We start from the raw sequence: 21,679 nt of genomic DNA on the forward strand, positions 1-21,679 counted from the left end.
CGAACGTCTGTTCTAGAATAACACAACGGGGCCAAGCTGCTTAGTTGAAGTATCGGGGTTGGGAGCGAATCCCATCCCCAGTTTAGTTCTGCGAGAAGAATGGGAACTGTCGGGGATCCACCGGCGGATGCGGCATCGGTCCGCCCTGGGGCCCACCCTGCGGGCCACCCTGGCCGCCCATCATCTTATCGATGGCGTCCTGAACCTCGCCCTCGAACTTTTTCATTCCCTCGTGCAAACGACGTTGACCGTCCTCAGAGCGCAGCTCCTCCATCTGCTCGGGCGAGATACCCAGTAGCTCACCCAGCACGCCCATCATCTCGTTTCGCATGCGCTCGCTCGTATCCTCGTCAGCAAAACGGCGCACCTCGGCGCGCGCCAGCGAATCGACCGTCATACGCTCCTTGCCGTTAAGCCCCAGGTCGGACCACGCGAGCATGTACGGCCAGGAGCGCTCGGCAAACGAACGGGACGAAACGATCGGCGCCGTCGGCAACATGCGGCGGGCAGCCTCACCCTGTCGAACGAGCATCAGCAGCAGCGAGCAGGCCTCAGGCTTGCCAGCGGCCATCGGGATGTCGTCGAAAGATCGATTGCGGTCCACGTGCGCCTCGAGCGCGCCATCGACCTCACCCGGCTCAAGCCCGCCGAGCAGCTGTGCCGCGCGGTCGAGCATATCGACCGGACCGTCGAGCGTCGAGAGCGCCTGCGCCAGCACTCGCTCCATATAATCTTCCACCGCGTTGAGCGTCACGAGCTCTTGGGGCACCACGGCAGACGTGCGGTTGCGCACACGCGCCACAAACTCAAGCGTCGACAGGTACACATCGCCAAAGGGCGCGTAATCGCCCTGGTAGCCGCCGCAAAGCGCCGGCGCCGCCAGCGCGTACTCGGTTTTGGACAGCGGGCTCAGCGCCATCGCACCCAGCTCGAGCGCCGTGTCCTCCAGCATGAGGCCCAGCGTGCGCGAGCGCAGACGCTCGGCATCGCCCGCCGACACGTCGCGATCGAGCACACGCGCCGCATCCGGTGCATCGCGCTCGACGGTGCGAATGTGCAGACGCTCGGCGATGGCGCGGACGGCGGCACAGCGGGCAGCCTCGGCCTCTTCCTGCGCCGGCGTAAAGATACGGTTGCGCCCCAGCACCAGGCCAATCACATTACGCGGGCCCAGAGCGTCGACGGTCAGCGCCGCCAGCAGGGACGACGGCAAGTCGCCCTCGAGCGCCACCACAGCACGCGACGCACCGTGGGCTTGGGCGTTGTCGCGCACGGCGAGCACCAGCGCCTGCCACAGCCACTCCTCGGAACGGAACTCGGGCAGTTCGTGATCTTCCAGGGCATCGAGCATCACGCCGCGCTGAATCTCCTGAACCAGCAGGCTCTCCTCAAAACACGGCGCCTGGGCCACCACGCGACCACAGTCGTCGAGCACAAACGAACCGCCGGTATACACCGACTCGTCATAAGCACCGACCGGCGCCATGCAGGCAAACCACACGCTGCGCTTGGATGCGATCTTGCGGTAGGCGCCGCTGCGTACGGCGGCAATGGCAGCAGTCTCGCGGTCGGTCATGTCAAACGCGTTGAATTGGAAATACGCAATGAGGTCAACACCGGTCGGCAACATCTCGAGTTCGCGGTCCAAGTCAAAAATCACGGCAATGCGCACGCCGTCCACGTCGAACACCGGCGGCGCCCAACGCGTGTCGTTGTTCTCACCACGCTGCAGGGCAATGCTCGAACGCGCCGGCACCACATGACCGTCCTTGAGCATCATGTAGTCGAGCAGCGGCTGGCCCTCAAACGAAACCGCCGCGGGCACGATGCAGATCATGTCAAGCTCCTGGATACGCTCGGCGACACCAGTCAAGCCGGCAAGCATGTCGTGCTCAAAGTCGGCAGTGCCCACCAGGCCCCCGGGCATGGCGCCCATAAAGAGCGGAGCCGGAACGCACAGCACGCGCGCCCCGCGCTCGTGGGCCAGACGAGCCTGGTCCTCGATGCGGCCGCAAATGCCCTCAATATCACCCAGGCGCATATCGATCTGTGCAAGCGCGAGCTTCATGGCTCAGCCCTTTCCGTCGTAAACCATCGTTGTCGTAGTAAAAGCGCCGGCCGCATAATGCAGCCGGCGCTCGCATGTGCATATGCTAGCTATGATACCCCGAGCGGGGGCGCGCTCCTAGAACGTCGCGGACCACAGCCCGTGCAGGTTGCAGTAGGCATAGACGGTACCGGTCTTGGAGCCGCCCGCGAAAAACGTCGCGGGCTTCATGCCGGGCTCAAGGTAATGGACCTCTAAGCGGCCCTCGGCCTCAAGGGCGATCCACTCAATATAGTGCTCGGGCAGGCTGGGGTGCTCGACCGAGCCAACGCGTGCGCGAATCACGTGACCGTCGCGCTCGGTCTCGACAACAGGCACGTGCTTCTCGTGCGCCGCGTCCTCAGTGTTTGCGGTCAGTTCCGTGCAACCGGCAGGGGTTGCAACGTCGTTGCCAAGGGCGGCAATGAGCTTACCGTCGGGGTCCTTAAAGAATTTCGCCATGATGTTCTCCTTTGCTGACGTGCCAATGTTCTTGATGGTTCTTATGCCCAAAGGCAGACAAACCATCCACGGCATTGCAAATGAACACATAACGGGCGGGGACGATGGGGCAGCGTGCGCTATCCGCCCTGGCGGCCCCACCCGAGCGGGTTAGCGCCCGTCGCCGCCCAGCAGCGCCAGAACATCTTCGCGGGTAAACAGCGCCGACGAGATGCCGTCGCCGCCGAGCACGCTGTTGACCAGGTCGCGCTTGGACTCCTGCATCTGCATGATGCGCTCCTCGATCGTGTCCTTGGCGATGAGCTTGTACACGGTCACGGTATGTTGCTGGCCAATACGATGCGCGCGGTCGGTCGCTTGGTCCTGCGCCGCCACGTTCCACCACGGGTCGTAGTGGATGACCACGTCGGCCGCCGTCAGGTTAAGGCCCACGCCGCCCGCCTTGAGCGAAATCAAAAAGACCGGGACCTCGCCCGCTTGGAACTGCGCGACCATCTTGGCGCGGCTCTCCTTAGACGAAGCGCCCGTGAGCTTAAGGAAGGCGATGTCCTCCTTGGCCAAGCGCTTACCGATGATATCGAGCATACCCGTAAACTGGCTGAACAACAGGATGCGATGCCCGCCGTCGAGTGCGCCGTGCACGAGCTCCATACACGTATCGAGCTTTGCGCTCCCCGCCTTGTAATCCTCGTAGTGTAGACGTGGGTCGCAGCAGATCTGGCGCAGCTTGGTGAGCTCGGCGAGCACCTTGAGCTTGTCCTTCTTAAACTCCCCAGCCTCGCGGTGCTGCACCTGCTGGGCGATGCGGTCCTGGTTGGCCAGGTAGAGCTTGCGTTGCTCGCCGGTAAGCTGTGCCATGACGGTGTCCTCGATCTTCTCGGGCAGGTCGGCCACCACGTCTTCCTTAACACGGCGCAGCACAAACGGCGACACGAGCGCCTGCAGGCGAGCGGCGCTATCGCCCTCGGCATGCTCGACGGGGCTCTCAAAGCGCTTGGCAAACGACTCGCGCGTCCCCAAAAGGCCCGGCATCAAAAAGTCGAAGATGCTCCAGAGCTCGGACAGGCGGTTTTCGATGGGCGTGCCCGTCAGGGCAAAGCGCACGCCGGCAGGCAGGCGCTTGGCAGCGCGCGCCACCTGCGTGAGCGGATTTTTAATGTACTGTGCCTCATCGAGCACCACGCGGGCAAAATCCTGCTCGACGTACTCGTCGATATCGCGCCGCATAAGGTCATACGACGTCACGACCACGCTATGCTCGGCCACGCCGGAAATTTGCATGCGGCGTTGAGCCTTGGCACCCACAATGGCGCACACATCGAGCGACGGGGCAAAGCGCTCCAGCTCGGCAGTCCAGTTGTACACGAGTGAGGCCGGGCATACCACGAGCGTGGGCTTGGTGTCCCCCGCCTCCACGCGCGCCAGAATATGCGCAATCATCTGGAGCGTTTTGCCCAGGCCCATGTCGTCGGCCAAGATGCCGCCAAGGCCCAGGTGTTCGAGCGAGCCGAGCCACTGGTATCCGTCGACCTGGTAGCCGCGCATCGTTGCCTTGAGCGATGCCGGCACCGTAAAGTCCATCTTGCCGAGCGTGTCCAGGCGCTCGACGGTACGGCGGAACGCAGCGTCGCGATCGGCCTCGAGCGCCGGCGTGCGTGCGAGCATGCTGTCGACGAACAGGGTGCTCGACGCGGGAAGCGACACGCCGTCGAGCAGGTCGACGGCATCGACACCCAGGTCCTCGGCAAGGCCAAACGCGGCGCGCGCCCCCTCGTCCAGGCGAATGATGTCGCCGGACGTAAGGCGCGCGAACGTTTGATGGCGCTTGTACGAATCGAGATAGACGGCAAGGTCCGCGGCCGAAAGCCCGCTCGCGCCCAGCTCGACATCGAGCAGATTGCTCTTAGCGGTCGCACGAACCGAGAGCTTGGGCGCGGGGCGGACCGAGATCTGGCGCAGACGGTCGCTGAGCATGACCTCACCCAGTTCGGACAGGGCGGACAGGCCCTCGGTCAGCAGGCAGAACAAGCGGGCGTCATCGCGCTCCTCAAACGCCAGACCGCCCTCGTAGAAATCGAAGTACAGGGCCGCCGTATCCATAACGCGAAACTCCGCCACCTCGTCGCGGGGCGGCACACCGGGGCGCTGCTCTTCGAAGGGGCTGCCCGGAGCGCCCAGGCTAAAGAGATCCGCCGACCAATCGCCGTAGGTAACCGTAATTTTGCAGGTCACGAGCCCATCGTCGACACCGATCGCCATAGCAAAGCTCGGCTCGGGTGCCACGGTATCGAGCGCGGCGGGCGCGGTGAGGTCGGTGTAGTCGCGCAAAATGGGCAGCGCCATACGGCAGAACTCACCCACCTGCTCGGCGGCAATATGGGCGGGCGTGCGGCACGGCAGCAAGCGCGACAAAAAAGGTGCGGCATGCTGAGCAAATGCAGCGTCGGTACGGCGCGCGCGGCGCGTGTCAACCAAGTAGGCGGCATCGCCCGACGCAAAGCAGTACATATCGGCGGGCAGGCGCAGGTCATAGCTACCACCAGCCGCCGGCGCGATTTTGGCGGCAAGCAGCGGTGGGCGCTTAGCGGATGCCTCGTCCTCCCTTTGCGGAGACAGCTCAACCGCCACGTCGTAGGTGCGATGCGTCGTCATCCCCCGCGACCAGGCGGGCTCAAAGGAGATGGTCTGGCCGCGCAGCAGGTCCAGCACATATACGATGCTATGCTCGGACAGCGGCAACTGACGCTCGGCAACAAAACCGCTGCGGGCAAAGTCGTACGACGCCGAACGCGAGCTTGTGATGTCATCGAGATAGGCAACTGTCGTCACAACAAGGTTGAGCAGCTTTGCCGATGTTTCGTCAAAGGCCTCAGGTGAATGGACAAACGTGAGCTTCTTGCCATAGGAGAACGTGCCGCCGCGCACGTAGGCATCGGCCATGCCGTCGATGTCCTTGACCACGTAGGAGACCGATCCACAGCGAATGCGGAACTCGAGCGCCCAGCTAAAGCGGTCAGCGAACAGCGGATTGTAGTACGGCACCAACGAGGGCTCCAATGCCGCTTTGGGGGCGTCGGGATCAACGGCACCGGCAAGCTTGCGGCGCATGCTCGCCAGCTCATCCATGCGCGCGTCCGAAAGATCGGAGAGCGCCGCCACAAGGCTCGGGCTCGTGGGGACGGGCGCCGGAAAGGGAAAGTTGGGGTTGACGGCCGGCGCTTTGGGTGCGGTGCGCGCGGGCTGTTTCGACTGCGCCGTAAACGTGCGAACCGGCGTGCGCAAACCTTCGACGGGCTCGGCGCCGCTGGCATCCAAATACGCCAGAGCCGTGGCAATAGCGTGCTTGCACATACCGGGGTAACGATAGGCGGCGGGGCAATCGCAGTCGTAGTCGATCACCTCGTGCTCGTCCATGTCGAGCGCCACGTGCGTCTTGTACAGGTCGCCACGCGAACCGCGCACCGAGCCCTCGACCGTCACGTTTTTGGAGAAGCGCGAGCCGCTGTCCTCGATCGACAGCACGGCGCCGTTGAGCATGAGCGAACGCCCCTTCATAAAGGTGCCGCTCAACGCCGCCTCTTTGCGAAGCGCCTGCACAAACGTCCCCTGCGCCATCACTTCCTCCAATCTCACCCGGGGTAGCTTAGATCACCGTCACGCGGCCCTGGTTACCCACAATGGCCTTGGCCTCGGCCAGCAGCGGAATCGAACGCGCGTTGACCTTGGCAGGTACCTCGGCACGCAGCACGCGCCCGTCCACCTGCTCGATAAAGATCTCCACGCGGTCGCCGCCCGGGTTGGCGGTAAGCACCGTGGCAAGACGCGCCATATTGCCCTGGCTAAAGCGGCTGTTGGGCACCATGACCTCAAACACCTTGGGCTTGTTGTTCTCCTCGTTAAGCTCGAGCGGCACGATCTCCTGCGCGATGATCTGGTCGCCGCGGTCCGAGCGCTCGAGCTTGCCCTTAATGCGCACAAAGGCATCGGACAGCTGCGCGCCGGTCTCGGGATCGACCTCGCCGTACAGGTACCCCTCGGCCTCCTTGTAGGTCTTGGGGAACACGACGACGGTGGCCTCGCCTTCCATGTCCTCGAGCTGCACGATGCCCATGGGGTCACCGTTTTTGGTCACGCGCTTGGACACGCTCGAGACCATGCCGGCCCACCACAGCGCCTTGCCCTCGGGAATTTCCTGGTTGATGGTGCCGCCCGTAGGATTCTGAACTTCGTAGCCGGTGTCGATCTGCGAGAACGAGAAGTCACGCGCCTTGGCTAGTGCATACTCAAACGGGCGCAGCGGGTGGTCCGAGACATAGATGCCCAGAACCTCCTTCTCCTGACTCAACTTGAGGTGGCGGTCCCATTCCTGGCCATCCGGATCGGGCACGCTCACCTCAAAGCCCGAGCCCTCAACGTCGCCAAACATATCGAAGAACGACGTCTGGCCGCTCGCGCGATCCTTCTGGCGCTTTACCGCGGCGTCGATGATGTTCTCGGGGTTGTTCTTGTCCACAAAGTGCATCATCTGACGACGCGGATACCCAGTGGAGTCGAAGGCGCCTGCCTTGATCAGCGATTCGATTACGCGACGGTTGGCCTGGCTCGAGTCCACGCGCTCGACAAAGTCGTGCAGTGTCTTAAACGGACCGCCCGCCTCGCGCTCGGCGATAATCGCCTGCGCCACGCCGGTGCCCACGCCGCGGATGCCGGCCAGACCAAAGCGCACGCCCTCCTTGGTAGCCGTGAACTCGGTGCCGGACTCGTTGACATCTGGCGACAGCACGGGGATGCCGTCGTGACGGCACGCCGAGACGTAGTGCACGATCTTGTCGGTCTTGCCCGTATAGGACGTCAGAACGGCCGCCATGTACTCGTGCGGATAGTGCGCCTTGAGCCACGCCGTCTGCATAACCAGGATGGCGTAGCCGGCGGAGTGCGACTTGTTGAAGGCGTAGGATGCGAACTCGAGAACATCGTCCCAAATCTTCTGGGCGACCTCGCGCGTGTAGTTGTTCTTGATAGCGCCGTTCATCCAGTGGTCGTAGGTGGTCTCGTCCGAGCCATCCTCCCAGTGCAGCACCGTCGACGTGAGCAGCTTGATCTTTTTCTTAGCCACGGGCTTACGGATACGCGAGTCCGATTCGCCCTTGGAGAAGCCGCACATCTCGACGGAGATGAGCATAACCTGTTCCTGGTAGACCATGGTGCCGTAGGTTTCGCCCAGGATGTCGTCCAGGCGGTCGTCGTAGGAGACGGCCGGCTCCTTGCCGTTCATACGGTTGATGTAGGACGAAACCATGCCGGCGCCCAGCGGGCCCGGGCGGTACAGGGCGATCAATGCCACGACGTGCTTGTACTCGGTGGGCTTCATGTTCTTGATCGTGGCCGTCATGCCGGCGGACTCGACCTGAAAGACGCCGGCGGTGTGGCCGGAACCCATGAGCTTAAAGATCTCGGGGTCGTCAAAGGGAATCTCTTCCTCTTTGATGTCGATGCCGAAGTTCTTCTTGATGTTTGCCTTTGCCTTGGAGATAACAGTCAGCGTGCGCAGGCCCAAGAAGTCCATCTTGAGCAGGCCCATGTCGGCAACGGTATGGCCCTCGTACTGGGTAATCTCGACGCCGCCCTTGGTGTCGAGCTTGGTGGGCACGTGCTCGTTGACGGGGTCGCGGCAGATCAGAACGGCGCACGCGTGCACGCCCTCGCCACGGGTAAGGCCCTCGATTGAGAGCGCCGTGTCGATGATGCGGCGGGCGTCGTCGTCCTTTTTATATGCCTCGGCAAAATCGGGGTTAAACAGGTCCTCTTTGCCGGGTTGCTTTTCGAGCACCTGCTTGAGCTTGACCTTGGGGTCGCTCGAGACCATCTTGGACAGACGCTGGCCCATGTAGACCGGGTAGTCCAGGACGCGCGCGGCGTCGTTGATGGCCTGCTTGGCCTTAATGGTCGAGTAGGTGATGACGTGGGTGACCTTCTCGGGGCCGTAGAGCTGGCGAACGTGCTCCACGACCTCGAGGCGCCGCTCATCGTCGAAGTCCATATCGATATCGGGCATCTCGGTACGCTGCGGGGACAGGAACCTCTCGAACATCAGGCCGTTCTCGAGCGGATCGAACGCGGTGATGTTCATGGCGTAGGCGACGATAGCGCCGGCAGCCGAGCCACGGCCGGGGCCGACGCCAATGCCGTTGTCCTTGGCCCATTGCACGTACTCGGCAACAATCAAAAAGTAGGCGGCAAAGCCCTTGTCGCAGATGACTTTGTATTCGTACTCAAAGCGCTCTTTGATGTTGACGCCACCGATCTCGCGCGTGGCCCAGTCGTCACCGTAGTGCTGGCGCAGGCCCTTCTCGCACTCGCGGCGGAACTGACTCTCGTGCGTCTCGCCGGGGTCGAGCAACGGGAAGCGCGGCAGGATGATGGAGTCCCAGTCCAGCTCGACGTAGCACTTGTCGGCGATCTCGAGCGTGTTGTCGCAGGCCTCGGGGCAATACGGGAACATCGCCCGCATCTCCTCCTCGGTCTTCATGTAAAACTCCGAGCCAGTCATGCGCATGCGGTTGGGGTCGTCGACCTTGGCGTTCATGCCGATGCACATGATGACGTCCTGCACGGGAGCGTCCTCGCGGCGCAGGTAGTGGAAGTCGTTGGTGGCGATGACCTTGACGCCTACCTGCTTGGCGATGTCGATGAGCGTGCGGTCCATCTGCTCATCGGTCAGGCCGTTGTCGGTGGTGATGCCGTGTTCCTGGATCTCGATATAAAAGTCGCCAGGTTCGAAGGTATCACGGAAGGTCTCGGCCCACTTGATGGCGCCCTCCATGTCACCGCGGTCGATGTATTTGGGAATGATGCCCGCGATGCAGGCGCTGGTGCAGATCATGCCCTTGGCGTGGCGGCGCAGGTTGTCGAGCGTCACGCGGGGCTTGTAGTAAAAGCCCTGCACGGCTGCCTCGGAGACCGTCTGCATCAGGTTGACGTAGCCCTCCTGGTCCTTGGCCAGAAGGATCATGTGGTAGAGCTCGGGCTTATGGTCGCGGGCAAGGGTCTCGTCCGGCGTAAAGTAGACCTCGCAGCCAAAGATGGGCTTGATGACCAGGGGCGGCTTGAGCTCGTCGATGTTGCCCTTCTCGTCCCACATGGCCATGTCCTTCACATACTGGGCATGCTCGCGCGGGTTTTCCTCGGGATCGGGCTCCACCAACTCGTCGCGGCGATCCTTTTCCAAGAAGGCCTTGTCGTGGCTCCAGGTTTTGTACTCGGGCGTGTTGTGGTTGACGGCGTCGCAGGCCAGCGCCAGGTCGGGCACGCCATACATGTAGCCGTGGTCGGTAATGGCGACGGCGGGCATGCCCAGCTCTACGGCACGGTTGACCATATCCTGGATACGGGTTGCGCCGTCGAGCATGGAGAAAACGGTGTGGTTGTGCAGATGGACGAATGCCATGTGATGAGCTCCGATGCGGGTTCGTGTTCTGACTGAACGATTTTACCGCACGGCGCGGATAGCACCCGAACCTAGCCAAACCCACACGGGCAGTCTTTTTGGGACCTTCAAAAAGGGGAATGAGGGCATCCAGATATATCGAGTATTACTGGAACCCCGGCGATGCGCGGAATGATTTGTGACGAATAGTCATGTCCATCAAGAAGGCTCGACGCTTCGGATAGCTCGTCAATCGATATATCAATTCTTGGAGACCTGTATTCCAACCATTTTTAATGAAACAACGGCGGTAATTGCTATCGCGATTGCACCAATAATACCGAGCGCTATCTGAATGGGATATAACCCCAACACATGTCCAAATATGGAGAAAAACACTGCAGAAAAGAGAGCCCTTACCAGAGACGCGACGGAAAGGATCGTCGCGCGGAGATCGTCCGCTATAGCGTCTTGGATTAAGTTTTCCGAAGTGATGTACACCGCTTCTGGGAGAAAACAAAGCACCATGCTAAGGCCAAACAAACACAGCGGATTTGAAGCGAACCACGGAAGAATCATGAAAAGGCCAGCCTCGATTAGCATCGAGCCGAGCATGGTATTTCTTTTCCCGAAACGCAATGAGAAGAAATCTGCTGCAATGTAGGCCGTCGCATTTACTGCATAGGATGCACCGAAAAAGATTCCTATTATGGAGACGGGAGCATCAAATGCGTCGAATACCAACTGATTCAAGTTGTAATAACTCCCATAGAATCCATCGAGCATGCTTGTGCCGATTAGAAGAAGCAACACCGCAAAAGCGGATTCTCCAATGCACCAGGTTTCGCGTCTGAAGATCTTGGCTACGTCAAACCTTCCCTTTTCAGAGCTTTCAGAACGGGTCGCTTCCGTCCTCTCAATGGGATACAGAAGGAAAAGCTGCAGGAGATAGAAAACGGAGACACATACGTAGAGGGCGCTCCAAGATACTTGGGCAATGAAAGATCCGAGCACAATTGCCATTCCCGTAGCGATTGATTGTGCGGCAAGCAGCCGAGCATTGATGGTGAGGAAGCGCTCTCCTTGACCGGCATTCCGGGCAATTTCATATAAAAGTGCTTGTTCGGATCCCGATTGAAGGGAGTAGGCGAGTGCCTCAACAAGGGAAAGCACGACAAGAAAGGGGCCTGAGAGCAACAGCATGCCAGCCGTATGGAAGAAAAGCAGCAGCACGCCCACTTGAATCGAAAACTTCTTTCCAAAGAAATCGCCTATCAGCCCTGTTGGCAGCTCGAGGACGACCGTTGCAATGTTAAACAGGGCTTGATAAAGCGCGATTTCCGTGACAGGCATTCCTTTCTCCGCAAGGAAAAGTAGAAACACTCCCCGATTTAAAACAAATCCCGCGAGAACGAAAAAGGCGGAATAGATGTGCAGTTGCGTAGCGGCATTCTTATTCATTTGGCACTTCCATCAACTACTTTTGTCGGGCCGCTCGCTACTGACTCGAAGCCTGAAGTGTTCACAGTTTCCGATGAAGAGCTACCTTGCCTTTTTGCGGCCTGGGCACGCTTCTCGTACTTATTGCCGTTGAGCCTGTTGCGGCTGGAGCGCTTGCCCGTGGCGTTTTCGATATCCTGCATGATGGACCCCGCTAGGGCGTCAAAAAGCTCCTCCGGCGTCACCCCAAGCGTTTTGGTGAGCTGCATATGGCTCCTTATTCGTTTGAACCGTTCGAGCTATTGTACCGTCCCAGGCTCTCCCATGCGTTGCGGTGCTATTTGGACGATTGAGGGCTTTATCCGGGGCGGCCGCGTGGGTTTGCCCAAAGTAGCTAAAAAAGCCCCGTCCCAAAAAGACTGCGGTGGAATCGATAGGGATTCCACCGCAGGTTGTTGAGGGCTAAAGGTTGTAGGTGACCACTTGGGGCTCGCAGGGGTTGGCGGGGTCGACCTGCTCCGCGCGGACGAACTTGACGGTCACGGCCTCAAAGCCCGCCTTGTGCAGAACATCGGCGTAGACGCGCGCCTGCAGGGCGTGCTTCTCCCGCAGCTGTTCCGGCGTCTCGTCCGGTGTGCCGCCCGTCTTGTAGTCGATGACCAGCGCGCGTGACGAATCCGCCGGGTTCGTCGCCAAGGCGTCGATGGCGCCCTCGGCATATGCACCGTAGCGGGCGATGTCCTCGTCCTCGCAGCCCAGCGAGAAGAACGGCACCTCGGCACGGATGCACGGCCAGGCAAGCAGCTCGGCACGGACCGCCGACTTGAGCCAGCGGTCCAGGGCAACGTCGAAGCGTTCGCGCTGCTCCGGCGTCAGGCACCACAGGCGCGCCAGCGCATCGGCACGCTCAGCGGGCAGCGCATCGGCACCCATCTCGATGAGCCACTGGCAGGCGGCATGGAACGCCGAGCCCAGCGCCATGGGGTTGCCGGCGGGCTCAACGGCGGCCACGCCTGCATCCGTCATCTCGGAACCATCCGACTCCGCATCATCGCCGGCCTCGTCCATGGGCGTGTGTGCCTCGGCGGCACGGTCCTCGGACTCGGCATGCAGCGCCGCGGCAATTGACGAGTAGCTGTACGAATCGCGCGCCGGATACGGGCAGGCGCCCATGCGCACGCCCACCGTCTGGGGATACACGAGCTCAAACGCATCGGGCTCGGGGTCGGCAGGGCCGGGAACGGCGGCGCGGGCATCCGCACCGGCGCCCTCCGGCTCCGCATCGCCGCGGACAAGCCTGCCCTCGGCATCCAGCGAAGCGTTGGCCTCAAACGCCTGCTCGCCAAAGGTAAAGTCCGAAAGCGAAATGAGCTCGTAGTCGCCCGGCTTGGAGTTGTCGAACACCAGGCGGTCGGCATCGAGCTGCGGCATGTCCAGAGCGTCGGTAGGCAGAATACGACGCAGCACGTCATAGGTCAGATCGGTCTCGACGTCGAAGGTCGGCGCCGTCACCTTGCCGCGGCTCACGCCGGCATCCATCGCCAGAATGACCAGCTCTCGCGCACGCGTCATGGCGACATAGAGCAAACGAGCCCGCTCCTCGAGCGAGAGCTGCAGGTCGTCGTTGCGCAGGCGAACGAATGCCTCGGCGGGAGAACCCGTCGCGCACACGTCTTCCATGAGCTCCGGCGGCAGCCACAACGACGTGCCCTTGCCCTTAAACGCATGCTCAAACTGTTTTTTGACGTCGTCGCCCTTCACAAAGGTTCCGTCGGCGAGCTTAACGCCGTCGAAGCGTGCCGGCAGCGCCACGACCTGCGCTCCGCCCTCGACGCGACCCATCTGTGCCGTACCCGAGGACTTACGCGCGCCAAAGCACTCGGCGACCGCCACGACCGGATATTCCAGGCCCTTGGAGGCGTGCACCGTCATGATGCGCACCGCGCCGTCGCCCTCCTCGTTAAGGGCACCCGGGGCTTCCTTGCCCGCCAAGAAGCGGTCGAAGGCCAGCGCGATGGAACGCGGCGAGTTGCCGAACTCGGCCTCCGCTTCGGCCACGGCGTCGAGCGCCTTGAGCACGTTGGCGGCAATGGCCTTGCCCTCGGGACCACGCTGCGCCAGACGCACAAACCAGCCGGAGGCGTTGACCACGTCGCACGCGATGGCGGCGAACGAATCGCGGCCCACGCGACGAAGCGCATACCGCAGTACCTCGCGAGCGCGCGTCACCAGCGGCAGGTCTTGCAGGCCCGGCACATCGGAATCACTCATGATGCCCGCATCGATGTTGCGGCGCGAGGTCTCCCCCGTCTCGCTATCGAGCTTGGTCGCCAGCGCCAGGAACTCCTGGGCGCCGAGCGCAAACATCGGCGATGCCAGCAGCGGCATAAGGCCCTGCGCCGTATCGGCCGGATTGGCGAGTGCACAAACCAGGGCGCGCACCGTCTGAACCTCGGCAGCTTGGGCAAAGACCGAGCCGCCCGCGATGACGCAGTCGAGCCCCTGGTCGCGAAACGCCTGTGCGTAGACATCGGCATTGGTCATGCGCCCCAGCAGCAGTACCATACCGCCCTGGGGCTGGCCCGCTTTAACGAGCGCTTGGAATCGCTCCGCAATCGCACGAGCTTTCGCCTGCGTTCGCTCCTGGGTGCTGCCGCCGGCAACGAAGACCGCCTGGCGGCGCGACGCCTTTGCCTTGAGCTTGTCCTCGCGATCGTCACTCGGCTCAAGATCCAAGAACCCCTGCATCAAACCACCGGTATCGCCGTCAAAGACGCGCGCCACATAGCGCAGCACCTCGTCGTGGCTGCGGAAGTTGCGCACGAGTTTGACGAGCTCGCCGGCGGGGGCATCGGATGCGGCAGCCGTCTCGGGCGCAGCAGAGGAGCCCACTTTGCGCTCCTGGCGGCGGAAGACCTCAACCTCGGCGCCACGGAAGCGGTAGATCGACTGCTGCGCATCGCCCACGGTACACAGCGCACGCTCACCCGCGCCGGTCAGGTAACGGATCAGGTCAACCTGCATCTGGTCGGTATCCTGGAACTCATCGATCATGACCATCTTAAAGCGGCCCTCATAGGCTGCTCGAATAGCCGGGTAGTCGCGCAGCGCCTCGTACGCCATGCGCAGCAGGTCGTTGTTATCGAGCGCGGACTGGCCGGCCTTCAGCGCGCGATACTCGGCCTCCACGGAACGGGCCAGGCCCACCAGTGCATCGAGCGCGGGGGCACCGCAGGCAAGCACGATATTGATAAATGCATCAGCAGCCTCGGCCTTGAGTAGCTCCACCTGCTCCTTAGAAAACGCCTTGCTCGCGCGCGGCATGGTGCACGACATCATAAGTCGCGCCGCATCGACCATGGTCTTGCCGCTCGCCTCGAACGCGTCGATGGCATCGAGCGCCGTCTGCGCCTTCTCGGTCGCGGCCTTGCTTGCGCCCAGCGCCGCGCGATAGGCATCGGCGAGCGCTGAGGTATCGGCCTGGCCGCGCGCCACGCACACGTCGTCCATACCGCCCGGCAACTGACTCGACAGCTCCAGCAGGTCGCGCACCAGACCCTTGATGGTCGTGCCGGCGCCAAAGGGACCGCCCTCGCCCGCCATGGGATACCAGGCGTAGAGGGCCTTGAGCGATGCCGCGAGCTCGGGGACGGCATCGGGCGCCGTCGCGCGGGCCAGCACATGCTCAACAGCCTGGTCCATAAGCTCGTCGGTATCGGTGAGCACCGTGAACTCGGGGTCGATGCCCAGCTCCAACGCGTGTGCGCGCAGGATGCGCGAGCACATGCCGTGAATGGTCGAGATCCACGCATCGTCGACGGTCAGGGCCTCCTCGTCCATACCCTCTTCGATAAGCGCGCGACGCACGCGGTCGCGAATCTCGGCCGCGGCATCTTTGGTAAAGGTAATGGCGAGCACCTGATCCAGATGCTCGACAAACGGACCGGATTCGGGCGAGAGCGCATAGACGATGCGGCGCGTGAGGGTAAAGGTCTTGCCCGAGCCGGCACCTGCCGAGACAAACAGCGGGCGGTCGAGCGTTTTGACGACTTGCAGTTGTTGCGGCATCAAAGTCGAAAGATCCATGGTCTACACGTCCCTCCTTACAAACGTTCCTTCGTGGTTATACGAGCAGCGCGCATGCGCGGCCTGCGTCGAAGCCGGGTCGACGGCGGCAACGTTGCCTGCCTCGAGCTCGCGCAGGCGCTCGGCGATGCCGTCCTCCACGCGATCGAGCAGGGCGTCGAAGTCCATGCTGCCGCCCTCGCCGGGAAAGCCCTTCTTAAGCCCCGGGATGCGGCCGTCACCACGCTCCTCCTCGAGCAGCTCGGCACTCGCGGCGCCTCGCAGCGCCGGTTTGCCGCCCTTGGTCGAAAAATAGAGCGCCGCGCGGGTGTCCAGATCCAGCGCCCGGCGCATAGCCTGCGCATAGATAAGCGTCTGGGTATGGGGCGGCAGCCACCGCGGATCGTCGATGGGCGCCGTGCCTGATTCCTCGTCGCGCACCGTAGGGTCGGCGAGCTTAAACTCCTCAACGCCCGTGCGATGCTTGTAGTCGATTACCACGGCGCGATTCTCGGCGTCCACGTCCACGCGGTCGATGCGCCCGCCAAGCGGCCAGCCGGCATACTCGACCTGGAGCTCGTTGAACGCAAACTCCAGGTAGCGCGGCGCGAAGGGCGCGAGCGCCTCGGCTTCATAGGCAAGCACGCCCTCCAGCTGCGGCAAAATCTCGGCCACTTGGCGCTCCTCCACTGGAGAGAGCGGCACCAGCGGGCCCTCGGTACCGCGCTTGCCGGCGTGCTCGGCCAGGGTCTCGGCAAAGACCTCGTGCAGCAGCTCCTGAGCACGTGGCAGGTTCTCGGGCGTCACGCGCTCCATGCCCTCCTGGGGCAGACGGGCATGCAAGTGCTCCAGCACGTCATGGACAAAGTTGCCCTTCTCCATGTTGCCAAAGCCGGCGTCGATCGACTGGGGTTTGACGCGATACGAGACGAACCAGCACAGCGGGCAGGTCGAATAGGCCTCGATCTGCGAGGCAGACGTCAGGCGCGGCACCAGCGGCGCATCCTCGCCCTCGCCATCGCGACGGCGCAGGACCAGATACGGAATGGCTTCATCGCTCAGATGCTGAGGAGCTTCGCAGGTCACGCGCTCGCGCCTAAGACCTTCGCCTGCCGCGGGATCGAAGTCCCTTACGATATCGCCCTCACCCACGCACTTCGCCTTGTCGGCGCCAACGGCCTTAGCGTCGCCAGCGGCCTTGTCGGCGTCAGCGGCCTTAGCATCGTTAGCGGCCTCGGCATGCGCCCGCAACTCGGTCCACACGGCAGCCGGGTAGCACTCGCGCGCCTGGCGATCGTGCGTCACGCGGGCAAGCGCAACCGGACCGCGCGCGGCCTGCATCGCGCGGCCAAAGCGCACGCGCAACAAGGCGGCAGGCTCAAGCGTCACACCGCTGCGATCTAACTCTGCCGTCAGCGTTGCCAGCGGGCCCTCCTCATGTGAGAGCGGATAACTGTCCAGGTCGACGTCGGCAAACAGCACGGCATCGTAGCTGCCGGGGCGCAGGGCCGCCGCATCGGCAAGCGAAGCAAAGCGAACCTGGGCGCGTGGCGCACGGTCAACCTCGTAGGTCTCGTAATCGTAGGCGGCGCTACGCTTGTCCACCTTGGTGCGAATGTCATCGAGCACGGGCACGGTCGCGGCCTGCGACACGTCGAGCGCACGGGCGCCATTCATAAGGATGTCGATGACGTGGCGCAGCAGGGCCACCTCCGCCTGGCGACGGGCCTGACCGTCGAGACCGCCAAGTGCGCGATCGGGCAGTGCCTCGGCAACGGCAAGCATGGCCTTGAGCGCCGTCACGGGTTTGTCGCGCCACAGCGCCTGGAACACGTCCGAGATCACGCACGGCACGTTCTTAAACCAGTTCTCGTCGCTCGCCGCTTTACGCGCGCCCCTCACCTGGCCCTGCACGCTCTGCAGCAGGCTCTTGACGCCCGCAGTGGTCTTGCTGCGCGACAGTCGCATATTCTTGTCGAACGTGCGCGCGCTGGCGGCGTCGGCACCCGAAAGCGGGCTGTAAATCCAGTCGGTAAGCTCCGGAGCGGGCCACCACTCAGTCTTAGAAGCTGCCCCTTCGTCGGCGGCCTTCATACGCTCGATCAGGTTGGCGAGCGCCGTGAACTGCCTGCCCGCAATGGATTGGGAAAACGCCGTGAACTCGGCCGTCTCGGCAGCAACGTGGCGCGCCGCCAAACGAGCGGCAAGCTCGCCGAACAGCTGGGGTGCCCGGGCAGAAACAACGAGCACGCGTACGGGGTCGGCGGGTGTTGCAGCAGCTTTATCGTCCTTGGACTCCTTGTGCGCTTTCACCAACTTATCGATGACGTCCGCATAAGCATGGGCACGGGCATGGGGGCCGGCGACCTCAATAAAGGCAGGCTGAGCAGCGGACTTGGAGGCAGTCTGGGGCGCGGCGGCGCCCTCCCCCAGCGGCGCGATCTCAAACAGCACACCGCGGACATCAAATGCCGCGGCAAGCTCCTCGCGCATCGCCGCTTGCTCGCGGGCAAGCAGCACGACAACCTCTCCCCCGTTGTTTGCCACGGCGGACAGCAGCTCGAGCAGGCTATACGTAAATGACGTGACGCCGCGCACGCAAACGGCGCGGGCGCACCCCGGCAGGTTGTCGGCCAAAGCGCCGGCCATAATGTCAGCCGCCTCGCAGGGCTCGACCATATCTCGACGGTCCAAACCGCGCGCATAGGCGCACAAAAGTTCAAACACGCGAGCCTCGGCGTCGCTTTTGGGCTTGGGCTTGCAAACGTTGTCGCAGCAACGCTCGGTGCCTGTCCCCGCCACGCCCGGCAGCACATCGCGGGCTATGCGCGCAAGCATGCGCACTGTGCCCTTGCTGCGCGAAAGCGGTTGCAGGTCGGCATCATCGAGACGCGTGACCCTGTCCGAAAACAGCATATGGCGCTGCAGGTTGTCAACGAAGCCGCGCCCGTCGCCCAAAAGCTCCCACAGTGAGCGAAGCCACGATGCAGGTGTCTTGTAGTCGATGCCCAGCGAAACACCGGCTTCCGCCGCATCGTGACGACACAGGTCGAGCTCGGCGAACGTTGGCGCCAACAGCACGGCACGTCCGTGGCGGGCAACAAGGTCGACAAGCAGCGCCGCCTCGGCATCGCTCAAATCCGCGCCGGCATTGGTGGTATAGATTCGAACAGGCATGGTCCTCCGCTCAAACTGTTCGCAATAATCAATGCATCCATCCTACCCGCCCACGCGGACACATTGCTACCTCAGCTCCATGTTTTGGCGCAAAGCAACCTGACCCCAACGCACCAGCCGATTGCGGGCATACAAAAACCGCCCCCGGAGGAGCGGTTTTGCACAATTCGTTTTGCCGCGGCCTACTCGCCATCCTCCAGCTTAATGAGGATTTTGCGGTAGCCACCGTACTCGCCGTTGAGCGCCTTGGACACGCGGCTCACCGTGGTGGACGAAGCGCCGGTACGGGCCTGAACCTCAACATAAGGCTCGCCCTCGTCCAGGTAACGCGCGACCTGCAGACGCTGTGATAGATCGCAAATCTCGCGCGGCGTGCAGATATCGGTCAAAAACGCTTGGATATCTTTCTCGTCGTCCAAGAGGCTAAATGCGTGGACTAGCTGCTTGACATCAGGCTTGTCAAACATGTTCTCGATATTCATCGATCACCGCCAAACCCGCCAAAAGGCATCGAAGTTGATACTGACATCGGGCATCGTTCGCCCGTTCTATGCAATAGGGCAACGCCTGTGGCTTTTGCCCGTAGCAGTTTAGCACACCACCAAACTAAAGTGACAAGACTCTCTGTCAGCGGCACGTTTTTTAGGACGAACGCCGTTTTGAAACCGAATGCGCACGCAAGCTCCACGAATATCTGAGACAATGGGGCGCCCAAACAGGGCCGTGCCCGCGCATCTATCCGAGTTGTAAAGGCATGTGCCCCTCACGCCTCTTTGCCACGTCTTGCGCAAGAAAGGATCTCCACCATGCGCTTTATGCTTAACTGGCTCTTTACCTCAATCGCCATCGCGATCGCAACGTTTCTCGTCCCCGGCATTCGGCCCTTCGGCATGGCCGACGCCTGGGTCTGCTTTGCTTTCGTGGGACTGTTCCTCAATATCGTCGACTCGCTCGTCAAACCGTTCCTGACGGTCATCTCACTGCCGCTCACTATTATTACGCTTGGTATTTTTCAGCTTGTGGTCAACAGCTTTATGCTCGAGCTGGCCAGCTACCTGTCGGTCAATCTGCTGGGCGCGGGTATCTCCATCGCCAGCTTTGGATCGGCCTTTATGGGCAGCATCCTGGTATCCATCATGCGCAGCATTCTCGACAGCATCGCCGGAAACTAAACGACCGGATTCGGACCGCCACAACACGCCTAAAGAAGGCCGTCCATCGAAACGATGGACGGCCTTGTCATTTGTCAAGCCTCAGAGGGCAAGAAAATCTACCATTTCTGCCCCGTCCCCAAATGGCAGGTGAGGCTAGATGACGTAGTCGTAGCCATGGTTGGGAGCGACAAGTTGATCGAGCGTCACGCCGTCGAGGTAGTCGTTGATGAGCTTGTCCAGGTTCTTCCACACGTCGAGCGTGGGGCACTCATCCGAACGCGAGCAGCCCTTGCAATCGCCATCCAGGCAGGCGACCGGCGCCAGACTACCCTCGGTCAGGCGCAGGATCTCGCCCACCGTGTACTGCTCGGGCGGGCGCGTGAGCACGTAGCCGCCGCCCTTGCCACGCATGCCCGAAAGCATGTTGGCGCGCACGAGCGTAGCCAAGATGTTCTCCAGGTATTTCTCCGAAATCCCCTGGCGTGCCGCGATCTCTTTAAGCGGGATGCGGCCGGCCGCCTGGTGCTCGGCTAGGTCGACCATAACGCGCAGGGCGTACCTGCCCTTAGTAGAAACCAACATATATAGTGCTGCCTTTCGGTCTTTTAGTCCGTTGAAATTCTAGCCGAAAAATTGGCTTTGAAAATACCCGTTCCGGTCAAGATGGTTAATCAACTTGCAATACTCTCCTATTTCCTATTGCATTACTAGGCTTTAGCGTCTACTATGCTTGCCAACAGCTAAACGAACAACCTATAAGGTTTATGGGTTTAGCTGCTACACGCACCGTGAAACCACACGGCAACCAGCAACTTGAACACTTTGGAGGTTCACCATGAGCAAGGTTTACACGTCCATCGATCAGCTTATCGGCCACACCCCGCTTCTGGAGCTCACCCACTTTGAGGCCGACGAGGACCTCAAGGCTCGTGTGCTCGTCAAACTCGAGTACTTCAACCCCGCCGGGTCCGTCAAAGACCGCGTCGCCAAGAACATGATTGACGAGGCCGAGAAGGCCGGCAAGCTCGTGCGCGGCGGCGACTACACCATCATCGAGCCCACGAGCGGCAACACCGGCGTCGGCATCGCCTCGGTGGCGGCGGCCCGCGGCTACAAGGTGATCATCACCATGCCCGAGACCATGTCCGTCGAGCGCCGCAAGCTTATGCAGGCATATGGCGCACAGCTCGTACTCACCGACGGTTCCAAAGGCATGAAGGGCGCTATCGCCAAGGCCGAGGAGCTGCAGAAGGAGACCCCCAACAGCATCATCGCCGGCCAGTTTGTGAACCCCGCCAACCCCGCTATCCACAAGGCCACGACCGGCCCCGAAATCTGGGATGACACCGACGGCAAGGTCGACATCTTCGTCGCCGGCGTTGGCACCGGTGGTACCGTGACCGGCGTGGGCGAGTTCCTCAAGGAACAGAACCCCGAGATTAAGGTCGTCGCCGTCGAGCCCGCCACCTCCCCGGTGCTCTCCAAGGGTCAGGCCGGCCCGCACAAGATCCAGGGCATTGGCGCCGGCTTTGTGCCCGACGTCCTCGACACCCAGGTCTATGACGAGATCATCCCCGTCGAGAACGACGACGCCTTTGCCACCGGCCGCGCCGTGGGCCACCAGGAGGGCGTGCTCGTGGGCATTTCGTCCGGCGCCGCCGTGTGGGCCGCACTGCAGCTGGCCAAGCGTCCCGAGAACGAGGGCAAGACTATCGTGGCGCTGCTTGCCGACACCGGTGAGCGTTACCTGTCCACGGCGCTCTTCCAGGACTAGGGCCTGTCGCCCATAGGTTGAGCCCAGGGACGAGCCGGTTTCCTCTCTCCCGGCAGTGGTTGATTTCCGATCTCAGCCGAACACATTGAGCAAAT

General features: G+C 62.1%; 12 protein-coding genes. 2 read left to right on the top strand and 10 right to left on the bottom strand.

The features are described from left to right. Positions 1–82 precede the first annotated feature (82 nt). From DW151_RS07130 to DW151_RS07170, 9 genes are all read right to left on the bottom strand, one after another. Positions 83–2,068 (bottom strand): hypothetical protein, encoded by a 1,986-nt coding sequence (locus DW151_RS07130; protein ID WP_118335129.1) that lies wholly within the window; start codon positions 2,066–2,068, stop codon positions 83–85. 117 nt (positions 2,069–2,185) lie between these two features. Next, positions 2,186–2,548 (bottom strand): desulfoferrodoxin family protein, encoded by a 363-nt coding sequence (locus DW151_RS07135; RefSeq protein WP_089572163.1) that lies wholly within the window; start codon positions 2,546–2,548, stop codon positions 2,186–2,188. 150 nt (positions 2,549–2,698) lie between these two features. Beyond that, positions 2,699–6,163 (bottom strand): SNF2-related protein, encoded by a 3,465-nt coding sequence (locus DW151_RS07140; RefSeq protein WP_118335131.1) that lies wholly within the window; start codon positions 6,161–6,163, stop codon positions 2,699–2,701. A gap of 28 nt (positions 6,164–6,191) precedes the next feature. Next, entirely contained in the window at positions 6,192–9,995 is a 3,804-nt protein-coding gene (gene dnaE, locus DW151_RS07145) for a DNA polymerase III subunit alpha (RefSeq protein WP_117716861.1), read from the bottom strand. A gap of 240 nt (positions 9,996–10,235) precedes the next feature. Beyond that, positions 10,236–11,435 (bottom strand): MFS transporter, encoded by a 1,200-nt coding sequence (locus DW151_RS07150; protein ID WP_118335133.1) that lies wholly within the window; start codon positions 11,433–11,435, stop codon positions 10,236–10,238. After that, a complete protein-coding gene (locus DW151_RS07155) occupies positions 11,432–11,683 on the bottom strand; it encodes a DUF3284 domain-containing protein (RefSeq protein WP_117634870.1) in 252 nt (83 codons plus the stop codon). The genes DW151_RS07150 and DW151_RS07155 overlap by 4 nt, the downstream gene beginning before the upstream one ends. A 193-nt stretch (positions 11,684–11,876) precedes the next feature. After that, the gene (locus DW151_RS07160) at positions 11,877–15,500 is read right to left on the bottom strand and encodes a UvrD-helicase domain-containing protein (protein ID WP_118335135.1); all 3,624 of its coding nucleotides are present in this window, start codon (positions 15,498–15,500) and stop codon (positions 11,877–11,879) included. A gap of 3 nt (positions 15,501–15,503) precedes the next feature. Beyond that, a complete protein-coding gene (locus tag DW151_RS07165) occupies positions 15,504–18,656 on the bottom strand; it encodes a PD-(D/E)XK nuclease family protein (RefSeq protein ID WP_118335137.1) in 3,153 nt (1,050 codons plus the stop codon). A 182-nt stretch (positions 18,657–18,838) separates the two neighbouring features. Continuing rightward, a complete protein-coding gene (locus DW151_RS07170) occupies positions 18,839–19,138 on the bottom strand; it encodes a YerC/YecD family TrpR-related protein (protein WP_022094855.1) in 300 nt (99 codons plus the stop codon). Positions 19,139–19,462: 324 nt separating this feature from the next. On the opposite strand from DW151_RS07170, the gene DW151_RS07175 reads away from it, so the two are divergent. Then, the gene (locus DW151_RS07175; RefSeq protein ID WP_118335139.1) at positions 19,463–19,828 is read left to right on the top strand and encodes a phage holin family protein; all 366 of its coding nucleotides are present in this window, start codon (positions 19,463–19,465) and stop codon (positions 19,826–19,828) included. 135 nt (positions 19,829–19,963) lie between these two features. Here DW151_RS07175 and DW151_RS07180 read toward each other — a convergent pair whose 3' ends face one another. Beyond that, positions 19,964–20,392, bottom strand: coding sequence for an Rrf2 family transcriptional regulator (locus DW151_RS07180; protein ID WP_022094857.1), 429 nt, complete (start codon positions 20,390–20,392; stop codon positions 19,964–19,966). A gap of 253 nt (positions 20,393–20,645) precedes the next feature. On the opposite strand from DW151_RS07180, the gene cysK reads away from it, so the two are divergent. After that, on the top strand, positions 20,646–21,584 hold the full coding sequence (cysK, locus tag DW151_RS07185; RefSeq protein ID WP_118335141.1) for a cysteine synthase A: 939 nt from the start codon (positions 20,646–20,648) through the stop codon (positions 21,582–21,584). The last annotated feature ends 95 nt before the right edge of the window (positions 21,585–21,679 follow it).

It is taken from the genome of Collinsella sp. AM13-34 (genome assembly GCF_003473055.1).
GTDB lineage: Bacteria > Actinomycetota > Coriobacteriia > Coriobacteriales > Coriobacteriaceae > Collinsella.